Source organism: Methylomonas koyamae, from assembly GCF_006483455.1.
GTDB classification, from domain to species: Bacteria; Pseudomonadota; Gammaproteobacteria; order Methylococcales; family Methylomonadaceae; genus Methylomonas; species Methylomonas koyamae_B.
The window spans coordinates 1-25,678 of sequence record NZ_PPPU01000031.1 but is presented as its reverse complement, the minus strand read 5'-3'; the positions used below and the strand labels follow the sequence as shown (position 1 = coordinate 25,678).

Here is a 25,678-nt window from a genome sequence, read left to right as displayed (position 1 = left end):
GCAACCAAGCTGGTCTATACTCGAAACATCGACATTTCTGCCATGAATCTCGCGATGGACTTTGCTCTCGACAGGCTACTCGCCGCCGCCAACCAGATCATTCTGGGCAAGGAACGCCAAATTCAGCTGGCGGTTTGTTGCCTGCTGGCCAAGGGCCATTTGCTGATCGAAGACATTCCCGGCGTCGGCAAAACCACGTTGTCGCACACCTTGGCGCGACTATTCGGCATGGAATACCAGCGGATTCAATTTACCAGCGACATCTTACCGGCCGACATCATCGGCTCGACGGTATTCGACACTCATAAGCAGCAATTCAGCTTTCACCCGGGCCCGATCTTCAAACAAATGATTCTGGCCGACGAAATCAATCGTGCCACACCCAAGGCGCAGAGTGCGTTGCTGGAAGCGATGGAAGAGCGCCAAGTAACCGTGGAGGGCCAGACCTATACTTTGCCGCAGCCGTTTTTCGTGATTGCGACCCAAAATCCGGCCAATCAAATCGGCACCTTTCCGTTGCCGGAATCGCAAGTGGATCGTTTTCTGATGCGGATAGAACTGGGCTATCCCAGCCGCCAGGCCGAGCGCGAATTGTTGGCCGGCCAACCTCGCCATCTGTTGATTAATAAGCTGCCCGAAGCCCTGAGCCCGACGCAGCTGGTCGAACTGCAACAAGCGGCGGCTGGCGTGCACGCCTCGCCCGCTTTGCTGGATTATTTGCAAGCCCTGTTGGCTTACACCCGGCAGTCGCCCGATTTCGTCAACGGCTTGTCGCCTCGTGCCGGCCTCGGCTTACTGGCCGCCGCCAAAGCCTGGGCTTTTATCGATAAGCGCCACGCGGTGCTACCGGAAGATGTGCAAGCCGTGCTACCGGCAGTGGCCGGCCACCGCTTGAATGCCGGTTCCAGCGATTCGGTCGGCATCGTCGCGCCGATACTGGCGCAAGTGCCGGTTCATTGAACTCGGCGGCGTTATCGTTACCGGACCGCTTTCGCCTGTCGCGGTTTTTCCGGGGCGAAGCGCCAGCCGCCGGCCCGATCACGCTCAGCCACCGCCGGATCTTTATCTTGCCGACCCAGCGTGGCTTGGGGTTCGTCCTGCTGATCCTGTTGCTGCTGTTGATCGGCTTCGTTTACAGCAATAACCTGGCTTATTTACTGGGCTTTTTGTTAGCCAGCATTTTTTTTGTCGCGATTTTGCACAGCTTCAAAGCCCTGGCCGGGTTGATCGTCAGGGCCGGCCGACAACCGGCCGTGTTTGCCGGCCAGGCGGGAGCCTTTAATTTTCAGATCAGTAATCCCGGCCGGCTCAGCCGGTTTGCCGTCCAACTACATTTGCAAACCGAGCTGACTATCAGCCTGGCGCCGGCCGAAACCCAAACCGCAACTTTGTATCAAGCGACAGTTCGCCGCGGCTGGCTGCAACCGCAGACATTGACGGTATCCAGCCTGTATCCGTTGGGATTGTTTCGAGCCTGGGCGCCGCTACGATTCGACAGCCCGTTGCTGGTTTATCCCAAACCGGCCAAGCGGCAATTGCCGTTTCCGCAGAGCGACGACGGTGCCGTCGCCGAGGGGCAGAGCCGGCGCCAGGGCGACGAATTTTACGGTTTGCGCCCTTATCAACGCGGCGATGCGATTCGGCAGATTCATTGGAAAACGTTCGCCAAGGGCCAGGGCGTCTTCAGCAAGCAATACGCCGGCGCCGGTTCCAGCGAGCTATGGCTGGACTATCAACAGGCGCCGGGACACAACCGCGAGGAACGCCTCAGTCAACTCTGCCGCTGGATCATCGATGCGGAAAAAGCCGGATTGCGCTACGGGCTGGTGCTGCCCAATCTACGCCTACAGCCCGATACCGGCGCGGCCCACTACCGCCAATGTCTGCAAGCCTTGGCCCTGTTTTGAGCATGAACGGCCAACCCTCCTCCCGCCTGTTATGGTTCATATCGGGTTCGATCGGCCTGATTACCTTGCCGCATGCCTGGCATGTTCCGCCGTTGTTGATTGGTTTTTTTGGCTTGGCCTGGCTTTGGCGGCTGTTGGCGATAAGCCGGCCGGACTGGTTGCCGAATCGTTTGGCCTTGTTTGGCTTGACGTTGGCCGGCATTGGCTTGGTCTACAGCCAGCACCGCGGCATTTTCGGCCGCGACGCCGGCACCGCGTTATTTGTCGTAGCGCTGGGACTGAAGTTACTGGAAATTCAGGGCAAGCGCGATGTGTATATCATCGTCTATCTGGCCTTCATCGTCGCCGCAACCCAGTTTTTGTACGAAGAAAGCATCTTGATGGCGCTTTACATTGTGCTGGTCTGCGCGGTGCTGTTAGCGACGTTGATCACCCAAAACAGCGTCTCGCCGCAAACCGTTCCGGCCCTGAAAACCGCCGCGACGCTGATTCTGCAAAGTCTGCCGATTGCCATGGTGTTGTTTGTGTTGTTTCCCAGGCTGGAAGCGCCGCGCTGGAGTTGGCTGGATGCCGACAATCAAGCCAAAAGCGGCTTGAGCGATACGCTGGAACCCGGCTCGATCACCGAATTGAGCCTGTCCCCCGAACTGGTGTTTCGGGTCAAGTTCGACGGCGATCTGCCGCCGCCGGCCCAGCGTTACTGGCGCGGCCCGGTTTATAGCCTTTTCGATGGCTCGGCCTGGAAGGCGGCGCCGGCCTTGTTCCGCGCGGCCAATCCCGATCAGCCGGTCTTCAGCGGCAAGACTTACGCTTACACCTTAATGATGGAACCGCAAAAACAAAACTGGGTGTTTGCTTTGGAATTGCCGAGCACATTCAGCGCCGGCCTGCGCCGCAACGAGTTGTACCAGTTAACCACCAACAAAGATCCCGGCGACCGCGCCGAATATCGGATTTCATCAACGCCGGTCTACAACACCGGCGACATCAACCCGGCCGAGAGTCGGGAAAATTTGCAATTGCCCGGCAAGCCTTCCGAACAAATTGGCAATCTGATCGCCCAGTTGCGCGGCGGCGAGACATCGCCGGAGGTGCTGATCGCTAATTTAATGCAGTACTTCCACCGCGAAAATTTTCGCTATACCTTGAATCCGGAGCCGATGCCGGAGCATCCGGTCGACACGTTTCTGTTCGAACGCCGCGCCGGGTTTTGCAGCCATTACGCCACGGCTTTCGTTTATCTGCTGCGGGCCGCCGAAATCCCGGCGCGGGTGGTCGGCGGCTACCAAGGCGGCCGCTTTAACACGCTAGGCGGTTTTCTGGAAATCCGCCAAGCCGACGCCCATGCCTGGGCCGAAGTCTGGCTGGACGGTAAGGGCTGGGTTCGTTTCGACCCTACCGCCGCGATAGCCCCGGAACGGATCGAACAAAGCGTGAACGTCGATTTGCAGATCGCCAGCGGAGCCGTGAATTTCAGCCCGATTCAACTCGATGCCAAAACCTTGACCTGGCTACAACGCAGCCGGCAACTGTGGCAGAACGTCGATTACCAATGGCAGCGCTGGGTCATCAACTACGATACCGCCAATCAACAGGCTTTGTTGCAAAGCCTGGGTATCGACGACTTCGTCAAGCTGGGTTATTGGCTGGTGCTCAGCGTGAGCGGGTTAGGAGGCCTGTTGGCCTGGCGGTTGTTAAGGCCGAACCGGCGTCGGCGCGACCCGGTATTGCTGGCCTACCGCCAGTTTTGCGACAAACTGCGCCAGGCCGGCGTCGACTTCGGTCCCGGCGACGGCCCGCAGACCCTGGCGCAACGCGCCAAGAGCGCGCGGCCGGACTTGGCTGACGCAATCGAACGGATTGCAACGGTTTTTATCCGCCTGCGCTACGAACCTTGCACTGCGGCCGAAGACTTGCAGGTCTTGAAAGCGCTGGTTCGCGGCTTGCGGGTTTGAGCGAGAGCTTAATGAAGATCCGGCACTTCTTCCTTGGCTTTTTGCTGGGGCTGCGATTGAGCCTGCTTGGCTTTTTCAGTCTGTAATTGCTTGTTACCCTCGCCGAACATCACTGCGGCGGCCATGAAAATCGCGCCGGCAATGGCGATTACCGGCAGCCGCCCCGGTTTATCCATCCACAACAGAATCCACTTGGGCTTGAACATCCCGACGATCAATATCACCACCGCGAGGATCATCACGTTAAAACTGTAGTAGATCAAGGTATTCATGTATCCGGGTCCTGTTTCCAGCAAGTTAAAGGGACATACATTATTATTAGCCGACCAAACGTTGGCAATAAACAAAAATAAACTTCAAATTTAGGAGGCGCTATGGGCGGCTTTGGCTTGTTTGTAACCGTGTTACTGGTGTTTGCCATACTGATGGTGTTCATGAGCGTCAAATCCGTCCCCCAGGGGATGGAATATACCGTCGAGCGCTTCGGTAAATATACCGCGACTTTGACGCCCGGCTTGAACATTATCGTGCCGATCATCGACCAGATCGGCCGCAAGCTGAACATGATGGAGCAAGTGTTGGACGTGCCGTCGCAGGAGGTGATTACCAAGGATAACGCCATGGTCCGCGTCGACGGCGTGATCTTTTACCAGATCATGGATGCCGCCAAGGCCGCCTATGAAGTCAATTTTCTGGACGTGGCGATCATCAATCTGGTGATGACCAACATCCGCACCGTGATGGGCTCGATGGACCTGGACGAACTGCTGTCCCGCCGCGACGAAATCAATGCCCGCCTGTTGACCGTCGTCGACGATGCTACCTCGCCGTGGGGGATCAAAGTCACCCGGATCGAAATCAAGGACATCGCGCCGCCCAAGGATTTGGTGGATTCGATGGCGCGGCAGATGAAAGCCGAGCGGGAAAAACGCGCCCAAATTTTGGAAGCCGAAGGCCTGCGTCAGGCGGAAATCCTGAAAGCCGAAGGTTTGAAACAAAGCAAGATTCTGGAAGCCGAAGGCCGTAAGGAAGCCGCGTTCCGCGACGCCGAGGCCCGCGAACGCCTGGCGGAAGCAGAAGCCCGCGCCACGCTGATGGTGTCCGAAGCGATCTCCAAAGGCGACGTACAGGCCATCAATTACTTCGTCGCCCAAAAATATATCGAATCCTTGAAAGACGTCGCCTCCGCCGGTAACAGCAAATTGGTGTTCATGCCGCTGGAGGCCTCCAGCGTGATCGGCGCCTTGGGCGGTATCGGCGAGCTGGCCAAAGAAGCAATGAACAAGAAGGGTTGAACATGTTGGAACAAGACATCGTATTCTGGTACTGGTGGGTGCTGGCGGTCGGCTTTCTGGCTTTGGAAATTGTGGCTTCAGGCTTCTTTTTCCTGTGGCTGGCCGTCTCAGCCTTCATCGTCGGCTCGGTAGTGCTGTTAGTCGAAACCACCGCCTTCAATGTCCAGGTCTTGCTGTTTTCGCTATTGGCCGTGTCGTCGGTACTGGTCTGGCGCCGATACGCCCGCAACCGCGCCACGGACGTTAGCGACCACCCGTTATTGAATCGGCGCGGCGCCCAATACGTCGGCCGCACTTTCAATCTGATCGCCCCGATCGAAAACGGCCACGGCAAAGTCAAAGTCGACGACACGATCTGGACAGTTCGCGGCCCGGATAGCCCGGTGGGCACCAAAGTCAAAGTTACCGCAGTGAAAGGGACGGAGTTTGAGGTGGAGGTTTGCGGCTAATAAAGCGTTTCCATACCTCTGGCAAATGCCGTGTTGCTTCAATAGCGCCCGGTGGCTTTCCGAAGCATATTGGCTCCCTCGGTCGGTATGCCAGAGTAAGCCTTGTGCCGGTTTACGCTTCCAAATGGCCATCAATAGCGCATCATTCACCAGCTTGGTCCGCATATGTTCGGCCATTGACCAGCCAACGATTTGCCGGGAAAACAAATCGATGACCACGGCTAAATACAACCAACCTTCCTGGGTATGGATGTAAGTGATGTCGCCCGCATAGACCTGATTCGGTCGCTGCACTGCAAATTGCCGATCCAAGTGGTTATCGGCCACCGGAAGATGATGCTTGGAGTTCGTCGTCGCTTTAAATTTCCGCTTTGTTTTATTTATGCCCTTGGGTACAAGCTAATTTCGCATCACGCATCAAGCGACCGATCCGGCGGCGACTGACCATTCGATCTTGTCGAAAAAGCACCTTTTTAAGTCGTCTAGTTCCGTAAGTCTCCCGACTCTTCTTAAAGGCTTCCACAATGATTTTCGTTAGGCTCTGGTCATCTTTTACTGTAGCGCTCGGCGGACGGTGCAGCCAAGCGTAATAGCTGCTTCTTGAAACGTTCATCAGTCGACAGAGCCTGTTGACGGCAAAATCGGCGGCATGTTGGCTAATCCAGGCGTACTTCACCGCTGCTCCTTGGCAAAGTACGCCGCGGCTTTTTTTAATAAATCGCGCTCCTCGGTCAAGCGGGCTACTTCTTTACGCAAGCGTTTTAATTCATCGTAAAGATGCTCGTCAGTGCGTTCAGGTTTATCAGTCGTTTTGGCTTTGCTGTATTTGGCAATTCAGGTGTGGAGCGTATTGACGTTGATTCCAAGCTCTTTGGCGACCTGAGCCACCGATTGATCGGATTTATTAGCTAATTTGACTGCCGACTCTCTAAATTCTGCCGTATAGGTATTGGGTTTTTCTCTGCTCATTTTGGATCACAATTTTTTTCGGATATTTTAAAAATTGTGTCCGGTTTAGTGTAGCCCCATCAGGCGACGCCGGCTATCAAGGCTTGGACAAGCGCCCCGAGATGCCAACCGAAAATCCACCCGCGTGTGTCATTGCGATGCGCCCTGGCAAGCTGGCCAAGTTAACTCAGGACGATAGCGAAGAAGCCCGGCAATTGCACGAGGCAGCCCGCGATCTGGCCAGCCGCCGGGCCAAAGTCGAGCACGTGTTTCGGGACATTAAAGTCCGATTTGGTTACGCCAAGAATCGCTATCGCGGTTTAGCCAAAAACGCCGCCCGATTAACCTTTTTGACCGCGATTGCGAATGTGTTGCGCGGTGATGCGTATGAACGTCGCTGCCACATTGCGTCTGTAATTTGAACATGGGCCCAGAAAAGGGCTTGTTTTCCAGAGCAACCGGCTGTTTTGGCGAAAATACGCTCGATTATTGAAATTTTTGCCTCATCTTAGAAATTTCTGTTGCTCAAAACGGCTGTTTTTCAGAGGTTCCTTAAGTAGTTTTAATCTTGCCTGGTTTTTACGGAATGATTTCGGCGGGATTCAAGGATTGTTTCCGAATTTGTTGATTTGAATTGAGTTGTCCGCATGCGGCTAATACATCATCGCCTTTGGCGCCTCTAATTAAAGTCGGAATTTTGTAAGTATCTAAAACCGCTTTGAAATTTTCAATTGCCGCAGCATCAGGGCAAGTGTAACGCGACCCCGGAAATTCATTAAAAGGGATCAGGTTTATATATGCACTTTTACCGGCAAGCATCTTGCCGAGTTTATTCGCATCATCGGCGGTATCGTTGAAGCCTTTTATCAGAATATATTCATAGGTAATAAACTGCTTCTTTTGCAGCGGTATCTGGTCAATATATGATACTACTTCGGCTAGCGGGTACTTTTTGTTGAGTGGAATCAATTCATTTCGCTTTTCGGTAAAAGGCGAATGCAGTGATAGAGCCAGATTCACGCCAGGTATTTCCTGGCTCCATCTTTTAAGCCCAGGAATATACCCGGCCGTTGAGATCGTAATCTTTTGACTGCCGATTGAGGTGCCGTATTGCGATAAAAAAATTTCGCAGGCTTTTTTGACGGCATCAAAGTTATGTAAAGGCTCGCCTTGCCCCATAAATACAATATTTAAAATCCGCTCTTCGCCAGGTCTGTTGGTTGCCAACCAGCGCCAAGCCCGAAGAAATTGGCCGATAATTTCGTTGGTCGCCAAATTTCTTTTAAGCCCTTGTTCTCCTGTAAAACAAAAGGAGCAATTCATGGCGCAACCGACCTGCGACGACAGGCAAATAGAATATTTGTTATTGAACGGAATGAGGACTGTTTCGACTTTGCGCTGATCTTTGAGTTTGAACAGAAATTTGACTGTTCGATCTTTGTTCGATTCATAGACCGTATCGATTTCCGGCAGCGAAAAATCGAAATGGGCATCGAAGAAGGCAGAGGATGATTTGGAAATTTTATTGCGGCAGCGATCAATTTCTTTTTTCTTGTAGTGCCAATTAAACAGGACTGCCGGCACTGAAGGGCTTAAATCATTTTCACTGGCAACGGCCTCTAAATCCGAATAACTCAGATCATAAAAGGATTGTTTCAAAAGGGGCTCTCCTGATGAGGATAATTGAGGATTTCAATTTGTTGCTAAAGGCGCTGTTGGTTACTCGGCCAATAACACCTCAATGGCGGCTTTGGCATTGCACTGGCTAATCGCTTCGGCCAGTTGGTCGGCCGTCAGTTTGTGGCGGATGGCTTGAGTGTCTTGCCATTCGAATGCTTGGTATTCTTTCTGAGCGAAAGTGGCGATTTGGCATTTTTTGAACGGAGAATTTTCAAACGGCATGTTGGCATCCGCTGCTAAGGCTGCCATTGCTTCGGAACTGGGCGCGTAGATCAAGAAGTCGCCCTTCATCGCCAACACCGCACGGTATTGCCGGGCGGTCGTCAGGTACAAGCAACCGACTTCGATATCAGTTTGATTCAACCAGAGGTCTTTGTTTTTCTTCTGCTTTTTCATGCGTGATTCGGATAAGTTTTGAGCGGACTTAGGGTTTGCCATTCACCCGAAGTTTGGTCATTATAAAATCGGTATGAGAGACACCCAAAAGATCTGCAATTTTCCGCACCAGATATTCTTCTTGTGGGTCAAGTTGGCCGTCGGCATAGGCAATTTGCCAGAGCGATTGTATCAACCCGACCTTTTCGCCGGGACTGAAGCGTTTGTTGATCAGCGAGGTAAATTCGTAATAGTCGACCGCGTGTTGACGTTTTTGTTCTGCATTTGCCATCAAATGCTCGGCCTGTTCGGTCGATAACGAAAAACATTTTTTGGTGAGCGATAAAATCGCCGTCCGCTCGGTTTCCTGGCAAACATCGTCCATCGTCATCATTTCCATGAACAATGCAACCAAGGCCTGTTGAAGTTGGGCTTCTGCGGCAGCCGCCGGTAATGGCAGGGCGAGGTGTTTCTCAAAAAATAGTTTAATTTGGTCTAGCATCGGTCATAGTGAAAATGGGTTTGAAAAGTGTGTATAGGTTACCGGGCTAAAAGTTAATCGGGAACGGGGAATCCGACGAGGCGGCGGGTTGGGTCTACCGGCACCGGCGTTAGACAGGAGAAGCCCCCTGTTGCTTGAATTGTGGCTGTCGGCCGGCGCCGTTGGATGTTGAACGCCAAGATCGATGATTTGAGAACGGCTTCACCAGTCGCTCGGCGGCTAAGGCTTGAAGGCAGTATCAGCCGGCCTAATCCGAGTAGCGGCTGCTGCGCCGAAACCATACCGGGATCAGACTGGCGCTTGCCATTAACGCCAGCGAACCGGCAGTATGCCATTCGAACAAGTCGGCCGCGGAGCGGATCTGTTCCAACCGTTCGCCGCCGTTCGCATAAATCAACGAGGCTGGCACCACGCCAAGCAAGGTGCTGAGCAGATAATCCTTGAGCGATAGTCTGGATAATCCGGCGACGATGTTGATCAGGAAATAGGGCACCACCATAGCGACGCGCAGGCTAAGGAAATAATACAAGCCGTTGCGTTCGATTTCGTGTTCGATGGCTTCCAGGCGGCTGTAAAACAAGCGCTCGAATCGGCTTCTGAGGGCGTAACGGCTCAGCCAAAATCCCATTAAACATGCCAATAGCGTTGCGCCGACGTTGTAAACCGCGCCCAGGTAAAACCCGAAAAAATAGCCGGACAGGATTTTCATGGCCGCGGCCAAAGGTAGCGGTGAGTTGATGAAAATCGTGCACAACAAAAAGAATAAAACGACCGCCGCCCCGTAATGGCTGTCGATGAAAAGGCCGATGGCCTGTTTGTGGAGTTCGATATCTTGCAATCCGGGCGTACCGTGTCGAAATGCGGCGATGCCCAGCAAGGTTACCAACAAAATGGCGAGAATTGTCGACTGGGTGCGCATGCTTTTGGATCGGGTTCCGGTTGAGGGGACGGCTGAGCCAATATCGGCCGGGGAATACCTGCCGCAGGAATTGGCCTGCTATCCAAACATAGCGATATGACCGGGGTATGACAATCGGCCGGGTTTCGCCTTACTGCGGTTGATTGTAGCGTCGGCTATCGGTTTTATAATCGGCACTCGGCCTAACAGGTTGGTGAAAAACTCATTTTTGACCCTGACTCAGTCTGTATTTAGTTGAAGTATGATGCTGCAGACACTATATATTGATTAAGCTGACCAAAATTAGCGTCTGAAATATGGTTTTTCACCAACCTGTTAAATACATAAGCGGTCCCAATCTAACGTGGGCCGGTAATAATATTATTTTGATACTCCATGGATTGGGTTAAATTGTAGCCGTTATCGCTATATAGGTCGCCGGTAAAATACAAGTGTAAATCTATAATCCAGGCGATTCTTTTTTGCTTATTATTTTCGATAATGATTGTCGACAGTTTCGGGTTATTGTCGGTGACCTGGACTACCACGGTTTTCGGGTTATTGGGGTCTTCCTTCAATGCGCCGGTGACAATGCGCTGTGCAGTCTCCGGTGTCAGAAGCTGCCGTGCCACCTGATTCGACGCATTTTTTTCGTCGATCAGCGACTGGGCTTTGAAATAGCCGATATCGTAGGATATTTTGGAAATCAAACTTAAAACGATGGCTGCCGCCCAAAGCGACAACCCGATTTTCAGTCGCCTTCTAACTTGCGGATGCGAGAATCTTTTTAGAATAACGCGAAGTTTCATTATTAGTTTAGTTTCAAGATGTAATGTGGTCGATTTAGATTCAATCCGGGTAACGCCGGCGGTTTGTCGCCGCAGTTAAAATAACCAATAAACTCCAAAGCGACGGCGGAATATGATTTACAAATCCGTCGTGTTTTCAATAATGCGGTGGATGCGTTTGGTGACGATGCCGATCGCGATCAAAATAAACGGGATAGCGATACCCTCGGCAATTTCGGGGTTCACATGCCAGCCCGCGCTATGCAGGGCTTCGGCAACTTTACCGACCAAACTGGCGGCGTAATATGCGATCGCCACAATCGAAATCCCTTCGACCGTTTGTTGCATACGTAGTTGCATCTTGGCGCGCAAGGCCATCGACGATAGCAAGCCCTGGTTTTGGCGTTCGATGATGATATCGACTTTGGTACGCAACAGTTGGCTGGCGTTGCTGACCCGTTCCGAAACCAAGTTGAACCGGTGCGAGGTCGAGGCGCAGGTGTTCATTGCCGGCTCAAGGCGGCGTTTGATGAACTCGCCGAGGGTTTGAATGCCTTGAATCCGGGCTTCGCGCAAATCAGTCAGACGTTGGCCGACCAGATGGTAGTAAGCGCTGGCCGCCGCGAACCGGAACTGGTGCGACGAAATGTGGTTTTCCACCTCGGCGGCCAGTGCGGTCAGTTCGTCGAGCAATTTGGCGTCGTCGGCGTCCGGCTGGGTCATCGAGTTAGTGATTGCGTATAACTGGCGGTCGGCCCTTTTTAATTCGGGATAGAGTTTGCGGGCGATCGGAAAAGCCAGCAATGCCAGTACCCGGTAAACCTCGATGTCGAACAGGCGGTGCAGCAGGCGGCCAGCTTGCGCGGTTTTCAGGTTTTGGTCGACGACCAGGAACCGGCTGAAGCCGTCGACGTGGATCCGAAAATCGGTGAAGACCGACGCCGCGCCGCCGGTGACCTTGGAGCCGACGATCGGGTTGCCGGCAAAATAGGCGGACAGCGGGCTTAAATCCATGCCGTCCTGGTAATCGATGTCGGCGGCCGTCACCACGCAGGCATGGGCGGCCACCATGGTTTGGCCGGCGATTTTCGACAGCCAGTCCACCGGGACTTTTTTTAAGGCCGGTTCGGCAAACGGTTCGCTCTCGCCGTCGTAGGCATAAAAGGTGTAGGTGCTGAATTCCCCGTGCTGTTCCCAACTCATCTGAAACGCGTCGAAGCCGGCGCTGAAATGGTCGGCGTCGTGGTCTGGCGCGGCGGCGCCGTAGCGTTGGCACAGCGCGATCAGATGCTGGCGTTCGCGCAGCTTTTCCTCGCCGGACAGCGCCAAGGCCAGGTAGCTGGCCCGTACCGGCAGGCTGCGAATCGATGAGGCGCGGGCATGGACTTCGTTATGCAGGACGAAGCGTTGCGGGTGGTTCGGCGGAATTTGAAATAAAGTAGCCACGGGACGTCGATTAAAAGTCTGAAAGATATGCCGCCATACCGCAGCAAAACGTAACGCTGCGGCAGCGGGTCGAGTATGGTTTTGGATTTGTCGTGCCGGCTGGTTTAACCATGTGCCGCCTGCCATGCCGACCATTGCCGGACGATGTGCTGCATCTGCCGCAGGCCGTGCTGCAACACCGCGGGGCCGGGTTGCAGGATGTCGGCCGATTTGATTTCGCGGACGAAGCCGTCGCGTACTGCCGGAATAAGGTCCCAGCCGGGGCGGCCGGCAAGCTGTTCCGGGCGGAATTTCTTGCCGCACCAAGAGCCGAGGATGATGTCGGGTTGGCGCTCGACGACCCGATTCGGGTCGTCAATGATCCGGCCTTTGGCCGAGGCCTGACCGGCCAGCTCGGCAAAGCAATCGTTGCCGCCGGCCAGTTCGACAATCTCCGAAACCCAACCGATGCCGCTAATCAGAGGCTCATTCCATTCCTCGAAATAAATTTTCGGCCTGACAGCCATCGATTCGGCTGCGGCGCGGGCCGAGGCGATCTGCCGCTCTAACTCGGCACGCAATGTGGCGGCGGCTTCGGCGGCATCGACCAGTGCGCCGAGCGTGGAAACCATTTGCAGGATGCCGGCTAACGAACGCTGGTTGAAGGCATGCACTTCGATGCCGGCTTTGATCAGCGCTGCGGCGATGTCGGCCTGCAGATTGGTGCAGGTCAACACTAAATCGGGATTCAATGCCAGAATCTTGCCGATGTTGGCCGAGGTGAAGGCAGCGACTTTGGGTTTTTCTTTACGTGCTGCGGCCGGGCGGGTGGTGTAACCGGAGATGCCGGCAATCCGCCATTGCTGGTTCAGCAAATAAAGCACTTCCGTGGTTTCGCCGGTCAAACAGACGATGCGTTGCGGGCCGTTCATGTTGAATCCTTGATCTGTTCCTTATCGCTTAGTCGGTCCTTTCCGCCGTTTTCCATGAGCGCGGATCGAGGCGCTCGTAGCCGGGCTGAGGCTAATTTGATCGGTTCGCCGGGTCGATATCGTCGCTCTGCGGCTGTTCGAACATTCTGAGCCAAAACCAAGCTTCGAATACGCCTCCGGCGATCGCCGCGGCAGCGCTGGTTTTGGAATAACCTACCAGATAAAGCAAGGTTGCGGCCAGAAAAATCGCGGCACTGAGTAGATGGTGTTTCAAGGTGTAGCCAACAGCGGGGAAAGCGGGTCAGGACCGATCAATGCGATAAGGTCCGCAGCAGGTTTTTGTAGTCTTCGGCCATTTTCACGTCCTCCTCCTTTAGTTCGGCGATGCGTTTGCAGGCGTTGATCACGGTGGTATGGTCGCGGCCGCCGAAAGCGTCGCCAATTTCCGGATAGCTGTGCGAAGTCAACTCGCGCGCCAGGCTCATCGCTACTTGGCGCGGCCGGGTGATCGATTGCTTACGGTTTTTCGACGACAAATCGGCGACCCGAATCTTGAAGTACTCCGCCACGGTTTTCTGGATGTTGTCGATGCTGATCAGTTTGTCCTGCAGACTGATCAAATCGTGCAGCGCTTCCTTGGTGAATTCCAGCGTGATTTCGCGGCCGGTGAACTGGGAGTTGGCCACCACCCGCCGCAGCGCGCCTTCCAGGTCACGCACGTTGGACGGAATGCGTTTGGCGATGAAAAAAGCGATTTCCTGATCCAGCTCGACGCCGACCTGCAAGGCTTTTTTAATCAGAATCGCGGTGCGGGTTTCCAAGTCCGGCGGCTCGATCGCCACCGGCAAGCCCCAGCCGAAGCGCGATTTCAGCCGGTCTTCCAGGCCGTCGATTTCCTTCGGGTATTTGTCGCAGGTCAGTACCACCTGGTGCTTGTTATCCAGCAGATTGTTGAAGGTATGGAAAAACTCCTCCTGCGAGCGCTCCTTGCCGGCCAGAAACTGGATGTCGTCCATCAACAAGATGTCGATGCTGCGGTAGTACTCTTTAAACTGGTTGATGCTGTTCTGTTGCAGAGCCTTGACCATGTCCTGCACGAATTTTTCCGAGTGCAGGTAGACGATGTTGGCATCCGGTTTTTTCAGCAGTACCGCGTTGCCGATGGCATGCATCAAATGGGTTTTGCCCAGGCCGGAGCTGCCGTAGATGAACAGCGGGTTGTAGACCTTGCCGATATTGTCCGATACCGTGACCGATGCCGCCCGCGCCAACTGGTTGGATTTACCTTCGACGAAGCTCTCGAAGGTGAAGGCCTTGTTCAGAAAATTGGGCTGGTTCTTTTTCTGGGTCGAACTCTTGCTCAAGGTCGGCGCTTTGATGGCCGGCGCTTTCTTGGAGCCGATCTCGAAATGGACAGACAGCGTCGCATTCGAGAATTCGTTGACCGCGTCTTCGATGATCGAAAAAAAGTGTTGTTTGATATGGTCGATAATGAAACGGTTGGGGGCGAGCAACTTCAGTTGGCTGTCGGACTCCACAGCTTGCAGCGGCCTGATCCAGGTACTGAAATCCGCGCTCGGGATTTCATGTTCCAGTTTGGCCAGGCAGTTGTTCCAAATCACACTCATCGGCGTTAAAGAAGGGGCAGAGAAAGGCCTTGCATCATACCACAGCACGCGGCGGGGCTTGACTCTTAGGCGTTATCAGAAAAGAATGGCGGCCGCATGGATAACCCTGAATAAATAAATGACTACGGGCAGACTTTATATCATTTCCGCACCGTCCGGCGCCGGTAAAACCAGCTTGGTCAAACAGCTGTTTACCGAACTGGACGGATTGACGGTGTCGGTCTCGCATACCACGCGGCCGATGCGTAGCGGCGAGCGTCACGGTACCGATTACTTTTTCGTCTCGGTCGCTGAATTCAAAACCATGATCGAAAACCAGGCGTTTCTGGAACACGCACAAGTGTTCGACAACTTTTACGGTACGGCGCAACAGACGGTGCAGGACAATCTGGCGTCCGGCCTGGACGTGATTCTGGAAATCGACTGGCAGGGTGCGCAGCAGGTGCGGCGTATGCTGCCGGCCAGTCAATCGATCTTTATCTTGCCGCCGTCGATCGAAATACTGCGCGAACGCCTGCAAAACCGCGGCCAGGACAATGCCGAGGTCATCGCCCGGCGCATGCGCGACGCGGTAACCGAAATGAGCCATTATCCGGAGTTCGATTACCTGATCGTCAACGACGATTTCGAACTGGCCTTGCGCCAGTTGAAGAGCATCATCGTCGCCAATCGCTTGCGCCAGGATAGCCAGCAGCAAACGCTGGCCCCGTTGTTACAGGACTTACTCAACTAAAACCAAATCAGACAGCACACATCATGAAAAACAACTCGTTGAAACGGGCCCTCGCCCTCGCCTTGCTTCCTGTCCTATTACTGCTGTCGGCCTGCTCCGATGACAAAGCCGAAGCAGAAGCCCCGAAAGCCGCCAAAACCGGCGCCTTGAAAAAATCCGTACACCGCGACGACACCGGCGAAGCCAGCGGTGCGGAAAAACGCCAATTCGAAAAGGAGTTCTCGGCCAAATGCGTCGAGCGCGAGTTGAAAAACTCGGTCAATAAAGACGTCGACGAGCCGCGGTTCAAGCAAACCTGCGATTGCATCGCCGAGCACATTATGAAAGACCTGTCGGAAATCGACGCCGAAAAATATATCGAGGACCACGAAGATACCCAGACCCTGGGCATCAAATTCGACGCTGCCGCGTATTTCTGCTTGCAAAGCAAACCGCAGCCGAAAGGACCGCATTTGTTCGGCAAACCTTCGGATAATTCCGCCAACTAACGGCAAACGGGCCGCGGGCGCGTCCGGCAACACCGCCGGCCCCGGCGGCCCGATTCGCTCCGGCTGCCCTGACCGGGCAGCTCGGCCGGCGCTCCCGGAAACGCTCCCGCCAGCCTCGCGCTTCAGGCTCGATCAACTTCAATCCGATTGCACAGACCATGACACTATCCAGCGAACTATTCTCCCAAGCCCAACAAGTCATTCCCGGCGGAGTCAACTCGCCGGTACGCGCCTTCAAAGGCGTCGGCGGCACCCCGGTTTACTTCGACCGCGCCCAGGGCGCCTACGTCTGGGACAGCGAAGGCAAGCGCTATATCGATTACGTCGGCTCCTGGGGGCCGATGATCTTGGGCCACGCCCATCCGGCGGTGATCGACGCCGTCAAAGTGTCCGCCGAAAAAGGCCTCAGCTTCGGCGCGCCGACCGAAATCGAAACCGTGATGGCGCAAAAAGTCTGTGAGCTGCTGCCGTCGATCGACATGGTGCGCATGGTCAGCTCCGGCACCGAAGCGACGATGAGCGCCCTGCGGCTGGCGCGCGGTTACACCGGCCGGGACAAAATCGTCAAATTCGAAGGCTGCTATCACGGCCATTCCGATTCGTTGCTGGTCAAGGCCGGCTCCGGCGCATTAACGCTGGGTGTACCCAGCTCGCCCGGCGTCCCCGCCGCACTGGCCGCCGACACCATCACCCTGGCTTACAACGACAGCGACGCGGTCACACAAACCTTCGCCGAACTTGGCGAGCAAATCGCCTGCATCATCGTCGAGCCGGTGGCCGGCAACATGAACTGCATCCCGCCAGAGCCGGGCTTTCTGCAAACCCTGCGCGAGGTCTGCGATCGCTACGGCAGCGTATTGATTTTCGACGAAGTCATGACCGGCTTCCGCGTCGGCCTGCAAGGCGCACAAGGCCTGTACGGCATAAAACCGGACCTGACCACGCTAGGCAAAATCATCGGCGGCGGCTTGCCGGTCGGCGCCTTCGGCGGCAGCCGCAAGATCATGGAATACCTCGCCCCGCTCGGCCCGGTTTATCAGGCCGGCACCCTGTCCGGCTGCCCGGTGGCAATGGCCGCCGGCCTGAAAACCCTGGAACTGATTTCCGCGCCGGGTTTTTACGACGCCTTGGCCGCCAAAACCGCCAAACTGCTGCAAGGCCTGCAAACCGCCGCCGACCAAGCCGGCATCCCGTTCACCACCAACCAGGTCGGCGGCATGTTCGGCCTGTTCTTCAGCCCCGAAAAATCCATCACCCGCTTCGCCCAGGTCATGGCCTGCGATGTCGAGCGCTTCAAACGTTTTTTCCATGCGATGCTGGATCAGGGCGTGTATCTGGCGCCGTCGGCGTTCGAGGCAGGGTTTGTTTCGGCGGCGCATACCGATCAAGATTTGCAGGCTACCGTAGAGGCCGCCACCACGGTCTTTAAGGTTTAGGCCGGTAGTCCGCCTGAGCGGAATCGGCGGCGGATAAGAAAGCGGGGGGAGTTGCTGGCGGCCGGTCGAATTCTGCGGCCGGGATCAGAGATCGCAGGCGGCTCCAGGCCGAATGGCCGTCGGAAGAGCCGCCCGCCGTCGGTTTTGGCCGGATTAGAGCAGATCCTGGTCCGTTGCAGTCTTTTGTACCTTAGGCTCTTGAATGGCCGTGGATTTGAAATCGATCACCGGTTTCATCGTGACCCGAGCCTTACCATGCAACGTACAAAAATCGTCGGTGTCGCTGACACGGTTGCAATGAGGGCATTTCTTCAACATACATTTTCTCCGTTAAGTCTGAATCTTTAAGGCTAATCAGCCCGATCTGGGGGGCCGGCCCGGTAACATGGAGGCGCCATCCCGGTTTTTCAATAGCGCTGCCGATTTTCGAGCGCCATTGTGCCGCGACTAATACGATTTCACGCCGAATTTGGCAAGGCTTGGCGGTAAGGAAAGTAAAATCGCCGGCCGATATTTGTACGCCCGCTCAGGTTTCTCGGCGTCCAAATCTCGGACGACGCGCTTTTCCAGGCCAGCCAAACCGAATTAATTCATGACTTTTTGACCGCTCCGGCCAATACTTGTGCGGGTGACCAATTTCAGCGCGGGGGTGGAGCTATGAGTTTTGTCGAGATTTATTTCAACAGCTCGCTGCAAAACGTAGTCGAGATCGGCGATCAGGCCTGCAGTATCGGCCGGGCGACCTATAACCAGGTGTATATCGGCAACAAGGGTGTATCGCTGGTGCATGCGGCGATTTCCCGCCAAGACGGCGAATGGTGGCTGGAGGACATGAACAGCACCAACGGCACTTATTTGAACGGGACCAAGATTGCCGGCCGGCACAAACTTCGTTTCGGCGACGTCGTTACCGTCGGCAAGCATGATTTGAAATTTGTGGACCAACCCACGGCGCCAGGCCTGAACCCGGCCCTCTCCGCCCAATTAGACGATTTCGACCGCACGTTGCTGGTCAACCCGGCGACCGGTTCGAGCCAGCCCGCAGCGGCTGCTCGGCCCGGCAACCAGGCCTTGCTGATGCACGGCGAGGCACGCAATATCAATAAATTGTTGTTGAACAAGGATTACTACACGATAGGCAAAGGCCCGCAGTGTAACGTGCGGGTGGGCGGTTGGTTTACGCCGAAACTGATCGCAGAAATCATCCGCCTCGGCGACCACTATTACCTGACGCCCGTCGTCGACAAACACATCCGCCTGAACGGCCGCGAAGTCGGCCAGCAAGTTCGTCTGGTTCACGACGACAATATTCTGGTGAAAAAAGTATTGATGAAATACGTCGAGCAATAGAACGGCATTACTGGCAGATCAATATCACCGAGATATTGTCTTTACCGCCGGCGGCATTGGCGGCGGCAATTAAAGCCAGGGTTTTTGCTTCCAGATTTGCCGGGCTCAGACCCGCCAGCAAGGCCGCGATTTCAGCGTCCCCCAACATGCCGGTCAAACCGTCCGAACACAATAAAAAGCCGTCGCCGGGAGCTATCTCAACCACTTGGGTTTCCGGCTCGATTGCCGGATTGGGGCCGATAGCTTGGTATAAGCGGTTGCCGGGCGGCGGTTCGCCGATTCGGCCGGCATCCTGCCACTGCCGCAGCAACGAGTGGTCGGCGGTCAAGGCCTGTAACGCATCGCCGCGCCAGAGGTACAAACGGCTGTCGCCGATGTGAAATATCTGCATCGCCGCTAAGTCGGGCAGAAGCCGGCAGCCGACCAAGGTCGTGCCGCAACCGCTACCGTCGGCGGCTCCCCGTTCGCAGTTGCGTCGGTAAAGCGTACGGTTGGCTTCGCGGAGCAGGTCCGCCAGCAAATCGAGTTGCCGCGCCGGCAGATGGGGATCGGACGGTTCGGCCGACTTGAACCAGCGGCCCAGCCAAGCCGGCGTTCGGCTGGCGGGCACGGGCGGCAGATGGCGGGCGATCAGACGCTCGACCTCGGCGACGGTCTGCTGGCTGGCAATATCGCCGCGGCCATGCCCGCCCATGCCGTCCGCCAGCAAACAGATCCCGGTTTCAGGACTGAGCAGGATGGTGTCTTCGTTAATCTCGCGTACTCGGCCCCGGTCGCTGGCGCCATAAACGAAGTAACGGTTGAAAATGGGTGCGGCCGGCATGGCGGTATCCTTCAGAACGGGCAATTTATCGAACTGCGCTAGCGAAAAGTGGCCGTAACCGGCCCAATTGTCAAGGTCGAGGCGCCGAATTGCCGGCCCCAACGCCAGCAAGCCGCATAAAAAAACCGCCCGCAGGCGGTTTCAGTTTGTACGGAATCGTCAGCAATCTATGCGCTACGTCGCTGCAAACCCATTAGTCCGGCCAAGCCGGCACCGAACAGCCACACTGCCGCCGGTAACGGCACCGGTGCCGCGATGTCTGCGTTGTCCAGCGTGAAATGGAAACCGGCGCCGAGATAGTCCTCGCCGCCGCTGGCAACGAACTCCAAAGTATCGATGCCGGCAAAGTTCAGGTTGAACAACTGTGCGGCGTCGGTGTTGACCAGCAATTGCTGTTGGTAAAGCAGGTCGCCGTTCCGGTAACCGCTGGCAGTGATCTGCATGCCCCAGCGCGAAGCGGCAGCGAAATATGCAGAGCGGAAATCGAACAAGCTGTTCGAGCGAATACTGGCCGGGCCGCCGTCGGCGTTGAAGGCCGAATAGTCCGCCGATACCACGCCGTGGTAAAAGCCGGAATCGAAATCCGCGACCTGGGCCAATTGCGGGTTCTGCACCCAGAAATTGGACCAATTCAACCCGGCGTAGCCGTCGGCGATCGCTGCTTCCGCATCGGCGGTCACGTCGTCGAAACTCAAAATGGCGGCATCGGCGTTGCCGACCTTCAGAATGGATAAAGCGAAACAAAATAATGCGAGATGAAGTTTTTTCATGGCCGTATCGGATAAAAGCGATTAAAGAATGGAAACCGGTACATACCCGCCGCCGCGATGGCGCTGCGCCGACGGGTAGTCGCTAGCGCGACGGTTAGCGGGTCGGCGAGAATTTATTCACCACCAGTTTGCCGCCGGACATGACCAGATCCGGGTATTCCAGCAGTTTGAAGCGCTCCAGCGCATTGCCCTTGACCGCAATCAAATCGGCCGGGGCGTTGGTCGACAGCGTGCCGAGTCCGGGAATGCCGGTGGCCAAACGCGCGGCGGCGGCCGAGGTGGCCGAGCGCAATACGTTCAGTACGTCGCTGAAATCGATCGAATCGCCGCTGCCCATGTGCAACATCAGATGCAATTCCTCGCCGTTGATGCCCCACGGCACGTTGTCGTGGGCGATTTCGGAGCCGTAAACCAGCGGGAAGGCCAAGCCTTCGCCGGCATGTTCCTGGTACACGTGGCCCACCGTATGGGCGTTTTGGTAGAGGCCGGCGCCGCACGAGGCCAAGGTATCGATCGTGGTCATGAATTCCATGCCGTCGTGTACCGCGGAATGCAGCAATTCGGCGTTGAGCGCAGAACACGGCATATGAGCCAACATGTCGACGCCGGCCGCGTAGGCAAGCTCGAAACCGCTGTTTTCGCCGACGTGAGCCAGTACCCGCTTGCCGTGGTTATGCGCTTCGCTGACGATCCAGGCCACTTGCTGCTGCGACAATACCGGCCAGGGTGCGGCCGGCACCTCGCCGTGGCCGTGCGACATCATCCACGGCGCACCGGCTTCGCCGCCCGGCTCCAATGCGATCTTGATCGCCGAGGCGCCGCCGGCCACCAGATTTTGCACGATGGCTCTGACTTGGCTTTCCGTGGCATTGGCGGCGATGGCCAAACCAACCTTGTCGTAACCGCCGCCGGTATCGTCCGGGGTGAACACATTCAGCGGATAACCGCCCTGCGCTTGCAGAATCGGCCCGGTGCTCAGCAGGCGCAGGCTGCCGTTGCCGCCTTGGGGAGGCAGCAACGGGCCGCCGGTATCCTGCACGGTGGTAATGCCGTGCTCGAGGATTTTGTCCTTGCTGACGTTCTGAAACGTGACGTGGGCGTGCGACTCGATGAAGCCCGGCAGAATCGTCGCGTCGCCCAGGTTGTAACGGGTCGCGCATTGGCCGCTCAGGCTGGCGTAATCGCCGACAGCCTTTACTTTGTCGCCGACCACCAGCACGCTTTTGTTGAATTGCACTTCGTTGCCGTCGAACAGACGGGCAGCGCTGATTAATTTGCAGGATACCGGAGCGGTGGCGGCGAAGCTCGGGCAGGAGGCGGCCAATACGGCCAAAGCCAGGGTATTCAAGGTAAACGATCTTTGGGGGCGTGGCATAAGGTGTCCTTGTCGCGTGAGTTGTAGTTATGTCCGAAATAAAAAACCGGCTCGGCCCGCCGCATCGCCAAACGCAGTACATGATCAACTAAGTCATTGTGTTATCAGGCAATATTTGCTGGCTGGGCCGGTGCGTATGGTATCGGTTTAACCGCGCCCGGTTTTATGCGCAACGGAGTCTTTGTTATGGCAAACGGATTAAATGGGCGGAATGACTGCGAGCTTGATTGACAGGACGGCGGTCTGGACTAACCGGCCCGGATTGGCTTGGGCGGCGGGCATTGGGCCGGACGGAACCCCAGGAGGAAAAATATCGTTGGTGTTTGTCGATTTCCGGGTTTGCCGTTCGACTAGCTGGCGAACCCTTTCATTTACGACACAGGAGCAAACGATGAACTCACCCATCAAACCGATCCCCGAAGGCTACCAAAGCGTCACACCTTATCTGACCGTCGACGATGCCGCCGCCGCATTGGCGTTTTACCAGCAGGCGTTCGGCGCCGTCGAAATCATGCGCCTGCTTATGCCCGGCGACAAAATCGGCCATGCCGAATTCACCATCGGCGTATCGCATTTCATGATTTCCGACGAATACCCGAATGCCGGCTCGGCCTCGCCGCACAAGTTGGGCGGTACCCCGGTCAAACTGCACATGTATCTCAACGACGTCGATGCCGGATTTGCCCAGGCCGTGGCGGCCGGCGCCACGCCGGTAATGGAACCAGCCGATCAATTCTGGGGCGACCGGATGGCGGTGGTTAGCGACCCGTTCGGCCACCAATGGATGTTGGCGACCCACGTCGCCGATGTCGACGGCAGCGAATTTCAAGCGAAGATGGATGAGTTGCTCGCCGCCGGCGGCGATTGCGCTTGAGGCAACCATGGCAACGATTACCCCGTGTCTCTGGTTTGACGACCAGGCCGAACCGGCCATGAATTTCTACCTGTCGGTATTCAAGGACGGCAAAGTCCTGAACCTCAGCCGTTACCCGGCCGGCGCGCCATTGCCGGAAGGCACGCTGATGACCGCCGGCTTTGTCCTGAACGGCCAGGAATTCGTCGCGTTGAACGGCGGCCCGGCATTCGGTTTCAATCAAGCGGTATCGTTTGTCGTCAATTGCGAAACCCAGGACGAAGTCGACTACTACTGGGACAAACTGTCCGAGGGCGGCCAACCCAACCAATGCGGCTGGCTGGCCGACCGCTTCGGCGTACCTTGGCAAATCGTACCGACCGCGCTCGGCCGCTTGCTCGGCGATCCCGATCCGGCCAAGGCCGGGCGGGTGATGCAAGCGATGCTGCAAATGCGCAAGATCGATATCGCCGCGTTGGAACAGGCCGCCGCGGCCTGGCTTTTTTTAGGAGACAGCAAATGACCTTATTCGACCCGCAACTCGACCTGGTATTCGAACGTAGCGTCGACCTGCCCAGAGCACAAATCTGGCAGGCCTGGACCGTGCCGGAACACCTGATGCCGTGGTTTTGCCCGCTGCCTTGGCAGACCGTAGCCTGCGAAATCGACTTGAAACCCGGCGGCGCCTTTTTGACCACGATGCGCTCGCCGGAAGGTGCCGAGTTTCCGCATGCCGGCTGCTACCTGGAAATCGTCGAACACCGGCGTTTGGTCTGGACCAATACGCTGCTGCCCGGCTTCCGGCCCAAACCGTTCGGCTCCGGTAATGCCGCAGCCTGCGGCGATTTTGCGATGACCGGTATCATCGAGTTGAGCGACCACCCGCAAGGCACGTTGTATCGAGCCACCGTACTGCACGCCGACCCCGCCGGCCGCGAGCAACACGCGGCGCTGGGCTTCGAGGCAGGCTGGGGCAAGGCGCTGGAGCAAATGCTGGCTTATCTGAAGAATCGCCAAGCGGAGGAGGTAACTTGAAATATCTGCTATTGATCTATTTTGAAGAACAAAACCTGGCCGAAGCCGAACGCCAAGCCTGTTACGACGAATCGCGCCAACTGGCGCAGGATTTGGCGGCCAAAGGCCAATTCGTCGCCGCCAGCCCATTGCAACCGACCGCGCTGGCGACCAGCGTCCGGGTGCGGGACGGCAAGCTTCTGATCACGGACGGTCCGTTTGCCGAAACTCGCGAGCAACTCGGCGGCTATTACCTGATCGACGTGCCGGACCTGGATCAAGCGCTGGCCGCGGCGGAACGCATCCCGATGGCGCGCAAGGGCACTGTAGAGGTCCGGCCGTTGATCGAATTGGACGGTTTGCCGGGGTCGTGATTTAGCCGAAGCGTAGCCTCGGAGCTGCCGGCAACTTAGGCTTTAGCCGCGAGTGGAAACCGGTGCCGGCTCAATTCAATTCGACCACGGCCAGTCGTACCCGCTTCAGAGCCGGATCGGTCCAGGCCACGTAGGCTTGGTTGCCGATTACTTGCGTCGCCAGATACTTGCTGGGCCATTTCGGAAAGCCGCCGCGGTAGAGCGTGGTGCGCCGGCTGATTTTACCGTCCTCGCCGAGCCTGGCGACGCGTAACTCGTCGTCCGGCCCCTGCCGGCCGCGCCAACTGACCAGTGCCGAACCGTCTTCCAGCAACACGGCGTTGGCGTAACCGCTGGCGTCGGCATCCAATTCGATAGGCGCCCGGAACGTTTCGCCGCCGTCGTGCGAGAACGCCGCCTTGACTCGGCCCTTGCCGTCGGCGGCGCTGAACCAGGCCACCACCGCATTGGTCGGCGCCAGATCGACCGACGGCCCGTTGCTCGGGCAACCGCCGATCACCCAGCCGTCGGCGTGGACGCCGCCGATTTGCGGCGTTGCGTTAGCCGGTTGCCAGCGCACTGCGCTGATATCGCGGATTTCGCCGGCGGCATGGTCGCGGTACACCGTTAGCAAGCGTTCGCCCAGTGCCGCGGTGTAGCTGCGGCAGCAGGAACAAACGTCGTTGTCCAGAATCCGCTCGGGGCTGGCCTGCCACTCTTTGGCGACCACCGTCGACATCAACTGGTAACGGTTGGCTTTTTTATCGGCGTCCGGAGCGTGGCTGGCGAAGCGCATATCGGTCCAGACCAACGCCAGACGCGCGCCCGGCAGAGCCGCCAGCGACATTTGCGCGTCGTAGATCCGTGCCGCCTCGCCGTAGGGTTTCAGCGGCGCGCTCCAGCTCAGGCCGCCGTCGATCGAGCGCGCCAGGTAAATATCCGCAGCGTAGCGGTCCGCCGACTCCTTCGGATACGGCATCCAGGCCGCGGCCAGACTGCCGTCGCTCAAACCCAGCACCACCGGCGGATCGGCCAGTTTGCCGTCCTCGCGGGTTACCGTTAACGGCAGGCTCCAGCCGGATTTTTCCAGCACCGCAAATTTGGCGGTGCTGGCCCGGCCGTCGACTTCGACCCAACTCAGGATCAGTTCCCCGGCCGCGGTTTTTTCCAGATGGTGTTGTTGGCTATTATCGGCCGCCGGCACGGTCAGTTCCCGCCACGGCATCGGCCGGTCGGCGAGGGCCGCGGAACTAGCGCTCGCCAGCAAAACCAGGACTGCAAATCGGGTTGTTTCCGCCCGCTTGAATATGTTCATACCTAATGCCTCTGCATCGCTGCCGGATTAATATTCCACCCGAATCGAGCCACCGGCGCGGCTTAGGAATCGGGAACGGTAGATTAGCACTACGCCATATCCGGCATAATGCGAATGTCGAATTGGGCGGTCATCCTGGAACCGCCGATTGGGTGTTTATACGCCAAATCGCGTCTGTCCGCACTGAACCCCGCATCGGAAAGGCGTTGGCATTGTCGCTTTGTCGCAGCCCGACAACAACTCGGCTGATGCCGGAGCCGAATTGGCGTTTGCCGCCGCACCCGCTGAGTGGCTGTCCGGTCGAATGATATCGAGAGCAAGGCTCAGCAGTTCTCGCCCCAACTTGACGGCCTCGGTGCCGGCGGTGCATGCTGCAATCGATTCAC

At 56.7% G+C, this 25,678-nt stretch carries 31 protein-coding genes and 1 pseudogene; 14 read left to right on the top strand and 18 right to left on the bottom strand.

The window, feature by feature from the left end:
* Window positions 1-54: 54 nt before the first annotated feature.
* The 3 genes from C2U68_RS16540 (at window position 55) to C2U68_RS16530 (ending at window position 3,862) form a co-directional block, all read left to right on the top strand.
* Complete coding sequence (locus tag C2U68_RS16540; protein ID WP_140913595.1) at window positions 55-960, top strand: AAA family ATPase; 906 nt, start codon at window positions 55-57, stop codon at window positions 958-960.
* Between the two features lie 107 nt (window positions 961-1,067).
* The gene (locus tag C2U68_RS16535; protein WP_313901417.1) at window positions 1,068-1,907 is read left to right on the top strand and encodes a DUF58 domain-containing protein; all 840 of its coding nucleotides are present in this window, start codon (window positions 1,068-1,070) and stop codon (window positions 1,905-1,907) included.
* A gap of 2 nt (window positions 1,908-1,909) precedes the next feature.
* Window positions 1,910-3,862 (top strand): DUF3488 and DUF4129 domain-containing transglutaminase family protein, encoded by a 1,953-nt coding sequence (locus C2U68_RS16530; RefSeq protein ID WP_140913574.1) that lies wholly within the window; start codon window positions 1,910-1,912, stop codon window positions 3,860-3,862.
* An 8-nt stretch (window positions 3,863-3,870) separates the two neighbouring features.
* On the opposite strand, the gene C2U68_RS16525 is transcribed toward C2U68_RS16530, so the two are convergent.
* On the bottom strand, window positions 3,871-4,134 hold the full coding sequence (locus tag C2U68_RS16525) for a hypothetical protein (protein ID WP_140913573.1): 264 nt from the start codon (window positions 4,132-4,134) through the stop codon (window positions 3,871-3,873).
* A 102-nt stretch (window positions 4,135-4,236) separates the two neighbouring features.
* Here C2U68_RS16525 and C2U68_RS16520 point away from each other — a divergent pair, with 102 nt between their 5' ends.
* Both C2U68_RS16520 and C2U68_RS16515 read left to right on the top strand, forming a co-directional pair.
* Window positions 4,237-5,157 (top strand): SPFH domain-containing protein, encoded by a 921-nt coding sequence (locus tag C2U68_RS16520; protein ID WP_140913572.1) that lies wholly within the window; start codon window positions 4,237-4,239, stop codon window positions 5,155-5,157.
* 2 nt (window positions 5,158-5,159) lie between these two features.
* Window positions 5,160-5,606 carry an NfeD family protein gene (locus tag C2U68_RS16515; RefSeq protein ID WP_140913571.1) on the top strand — a complete coding sequence of 149 codons (447 nt, stop codon included), beginning with the start codon at window positions 5,160-5,162 and terminating at the stop codon, window positions 5,604-5,606.
* Between the two features lie 21 nt (window positions 5,607-5,627).
* Here the strand turns inward: C2U68_RS16515 and C2U68_RS16510 are convergent.
* The 3 genes and pseudogenes from C2U68_RS16510 to C2U68_RS16500 form a co-directional block, all read right to left on the bottom strand.
* Window positions 5,628-5,990, bottom strand: a pseudogene (locus C2U68_RS16510) (IS3 family transposase); the annotation flags it as partial.
* Window positions 5,983-6,219 carry an IS3 family transposase gene (locus C2U68_RS21845; protein WP_409563862.1) on the bottom strand — a complete coding sequence of 79 codons (237 nt, stop codon included), beginning with the start codon at window positions 6,217-6,219 and terminating at the stop codon, window positions 5,983-5,985. The pseudogene C2U68_RS16510 and the gene C2U68_RS21845, both read right to left, overlap by 8 nt.
* 221 nt (window positions 6,220-6,440) lie before the next feature.
* Window positions 6,441-6,575 (bottom strand): transposase, encoded by a 135-nt coding sequence (locus C2U68_RS16500; RefSeq protein ID WP_140913569.1) that lies wholly within the window; start codon window positions 6,573-6,575, stop codon window positions 6,441-6,443.
* On the opposite strand from C2U68_RS16500, the gene C2U68_RS16495 reads away from it, so the two are divergent.
* Window positions 6,539-6,976 carry a transposase gene (locus C2U68_RS16495; protein WP_409563861.1) on the top strand — a complete coding sequence of 146 codons (438 nt, stop codon included), beginning with the start codon at window positions 6,539-6,541 and terminating at the stop codon, window positions 6,974-6,976. The two genes, C2U68_RS16500 and C2U68_RS16495, sit on opposite strands and share 37 nt — an antisense overlap.
* A gap of 157 nt (window positions 6,977-7,133) precedes the next feature.
* Here C2U68_RS16495 and rlmN read toward each other — a convergent pair whose 3' ends face one another.
* The 9 genes from rlmN to dnaA all read right to left on the bottom strand — a co-directional run bounded on the left by rlmN (window position 7,134) and on the right by dnaA (window position 14,782).
* A complete protein-coding gene (rlmN, locus tag C2U68_RS16490; protein WP_140913568.1) occupies window positions 7,134-8,213 on the bottom strand; it encodes a 23S rRNA (adenine(2503)-C(2))-methyltransferase RlmN in 1,080 nt (359 codons plus the stop codon).
* 60 nt (window positions 8,214-8,273) lie between these two features.
* Window positions 8,274-8,630, bottom strand: coding sequence for a hypothetical protein (locus C2U68_RS16485; protein ID WP_140913567.1), 357 nt, complete (start codon window positions 8,628-8,630; stop codon window positions 8,274-8,276).
* Between the two features lie 28 nt (window positions 8,631-8,658).
* Window positions 8,659-9,111 carry a TerB family tellurite resistance protein gene (locus tag C2U68_RS16480; RefSeq protein ID WP_140913566.1) on the bottom strand — a complete coding sequence of 151 codons (453 nt, stop codon included), beginning with the start codon at window positions 9,109-9,111 and terminating at the stop codon, window positions 8,659-8,661.
* Between the two features lie 247 nt (window positions 9,112-9,358).
* Window positions 9,359-10,030 carry a TVP38/TMEM64 family protein gene (locus tag C2U68_RS16475; protein WP_140913565.1) on the bottom strand — a complete coding sequence of 224 codons (672 nt, stop codon included), beginning with the start codon at window positions 10,028-10,030 and terminating at the stop codon, window positions 9,359-9,361.
* 338 nt (window positions 10,031-10,368) lie between these two features.
* Window positions 10,369-10,818, bottom strand: coding sequence for a hypothetical protein (locus C2U68_RS16470; RefSeq protein WP_140913564.1), 450 nt, complete (start codon window positions 10,816-10,818; stop codon window positions 10,369-10,371).
* A gap of 117 nt (window positions 10,819-10,935) precedes the next feature.
* A complete protein-coding gene (locus C2U68_RS16465; RefSeq protein ID WP_260839376.1) occupies window positions 10,936-12,243 on the bottom strand; it encodes a DUF3422 family protein in 1,308 nt (435 codons plus the stop codon).
* Window positions 12,244-12,347: 104 nt separating this feature from the next.
* Complete coding sequence (locus C2U68_RS16460) at window positions 12,348-13,154, bottom strand: ABC transporter substrate-binding protein (RefSeq protein WP_140913562.1); 807 nt, start codon at window positions 13,152-13,154, stop codon at window positions 12,348-12,350.
* Window positions 13,155-13,245: 91 nt separating this feature from the next.
* Window positions 13,246-13,428 (bottom strand): hypothetical protein, encoded by a 183-nt coding sequence (locus C2U68_RS16455; protein ID WP_140913561.1) that lies wholly within the window; start codon window positions 13,426-13,428, stop codon window positions 13,246-13,248.
* Window positions 13,429-13,465: 37 nt separating this feature from the next.
* Window positions 13,466-14,782: a chromosomal replication initiator protein DnaA gene (gene dnaA / locus C2U68_RS16450; protein WP_140913560.1), complete on the bottom strand. Its 1,317-nt coding sequence runs from the start codon at window positions 14,780-14,782 to the stop codon at window positions 13,466-13,468.
* Window positions 14,783-14,900: 118 nt separating this feature from the next.
* Between dnaA and gmk the strand changes: the two genes are divergently transcribed.
* From gmk to hemL, 3 genes are all read left to right on the top strand, one after another.
* The gene (gmk, locus tag C2U68_RS16445; protein ID WP_140913559.1) at window positions 14,901-15,515 is read left to right on the top strand and encodes a guanylate kinase; all 615 of its coding nucleotides are present in this window, start codon (window positions 14,901-14,903) and stop codon (window positions 15,513-15,515) included.
* A gap of 23 nt (window positions 15,516-15,538) precedes the next feature.
* Window positions 15,539-16,003, top strand: coding sequence for a hypothetical protein (locus tag C2U68_RS16440; protein ID WP_140913558.1), 465 nt, complete (start codon window positions 15,539-15,541; stop codon window positions 16,001-16,003).
* A 158-nt stretch (window positions 16,004-16,161) separates the two neighbouring features.
* Entirely contained in the window at window positions 16,162-17,439 is a 1,278-nt protein-coding gene (gene hemL, locus C2U68_RS16435; protein WP_140913557.1) for a glutamate-1-semialdehyde 2,1-aminomutase, read from the top strand.
* Between the two features lie 153 nt (window positions 17,440-17,592).
* Here hemL and C2U68_RS21280 read toward each other — a convergent pair whose 3' ends face one another.
* On the bottom strand, window positions 17,593-17,757 hold the full coding sequence (locus tag C2U68_RS21280; protein ID WP_186289644.1) for a hypothetical protein: 165 nt from the start codon (window positions 17,755-17,757) through the stop codon (window positions 17,593-17,595).
* Window positions 17,758-18,096: 339 nt separating this feature from the next.
* Here C2U68_RS21280 and C2U68_RS16430 point away from each other — a divergent pair, with 339 nt between their 5' ends.
* Window positions 18,097-18,789, top strand: coding sequence for an FHA domain-containing protein (locus C2U68_RS16430; RefSeq protein WP_140913556.1), 693 nt, complete (start codon window positions 18,097-18,099; stop codon window positions 18,787-18,789).
* Window positions 18,790-18,796: 7 nt separating this feature from the next.
* On the opposite strand, the gene C2U68_RS16425 is transcribed toward C2U68_RS16430, so the two are convergent.
* From C2U68_RS16425 to C2U68_RS16415, 3 genes are all read right to left on the bottom strand, one after another.
* Window positions 18,797-19,612, bottom strand: coding sequence for a PP2C family protein-serine/threonine phosphatase (locus tag C2U68_RS16425; protein ID WP_140913555.1), 816 nt, complete (start codon window positions 19,610-19,612; stop codon window positions 18,797-18,799).
* A gap of 167 nt (window positions 19,613-19,779) precedes the next feature.
* The gene (locus C2U68_RS21275; protein WP_186289643.1) at window positions 19,780-20,382 is read right to left on the bottom strand and encodes a VPLPA-CTERM sorting domain-containing protein; all 603 of its coding nucleotides are present in this window, start codon (window positions 20,380-20,382) and stop codon (window positions 19,780-19,782) included.
* Window positions 20,383-20,476: 94 nt separating this feature from the next.
* Window positions 20,477-21,757: an amidohydrolase family protein gene (locus C2U68_RS16415; protein ID WP_140913554.1), complete on the bottom strand. Its 1,281-nt coding sequence runs from the start codon at window positions 21,755-21,757 to the stop codon at window positions 20,477-20,479.
* A gap of 391 nt (window positions 21,758-22,148) precedes the next feature.
* On the opposite strand from C2U68_RS16415, the gene C2U68_RS16410 reads away from it, so the two are divergent.
* Genes C2U68_RS16410 through C2U68_RS16395 form a run of 4 tightly spaced genes read left to right on the top strand, consistent with a single transcriptional unit; the run spans window position 22,149 to window position 23,998 of the window.
* Window positions 22,149-22,631 (top strand): VOC family protein, encoded by a 483-nt coding sequence (locus C2U68_RS16410; RefSeq protein WP_140913553.1) that lies wholly within the window; start codon window positions 22,149-22,151, stop codon window positions 22,629-22,631.
* 7 nt (window positions 22,632-22,638) lie between these two features.
* Window positions 22,639-23,133 carry a VOC family protein gene (locus tag C2U68_RS16405; RefSeq protein WP_140913552.1) on the top strand — a complete coding sequence of 165 codons (495 nt, stop codon included), beginning with the start codon at window positions 22,639-22,641 and terminating at the stop codon, window positions 23,131-23,133.
* On the top strand, window positions 23,130-23,645 hold the full coding sequence (locus C2U68_RS16400; protein ID WP_140913551.1) for an SRPBCC family protein: 516 nt from the start codon (window positions 23,130-23,132) through the stop codon (window positions 23,643-23,645). The genes C2U68_RS16405 and C2U68_RS16400 overlap by 4 nt, the downstream gene beginning before the upstream one ends.
* Window positions 23,642-23,998, top strand: a complete 357-nt coding sequence (locus C2U68_RS16395; RefSeq protein ID WP_140913550.1) for a YciI family protein — start codon at window positions 23,642-23,644, stop codon at window positions 23,996-23,998. The genes C2U68_RS16400 and C2U68_RS16395 overlap by 4 nt, the downstream gene beginning before the upstream one ends.
* Window positions 23,999-24,068: 70 nt before the next feature.
* Here the strand turns inward: C2U68_RS16395 and C2U68_RS16390 are convergent, their stop codons facing one another.
* Window positions 24,069-25,292 (bottom strand): exo-alpha-sialidase, encoded by a 1,224-nt coding sequence (locus C2U68_RS16390; RefSeq protein WP_140913549.1) that lies wholly within the window; start codon window positions 25,290-25,292, stop codon window positions 24,069-24,071.
* Window positions 25,293-25,678: the final 386 nt, after the last annotated feature.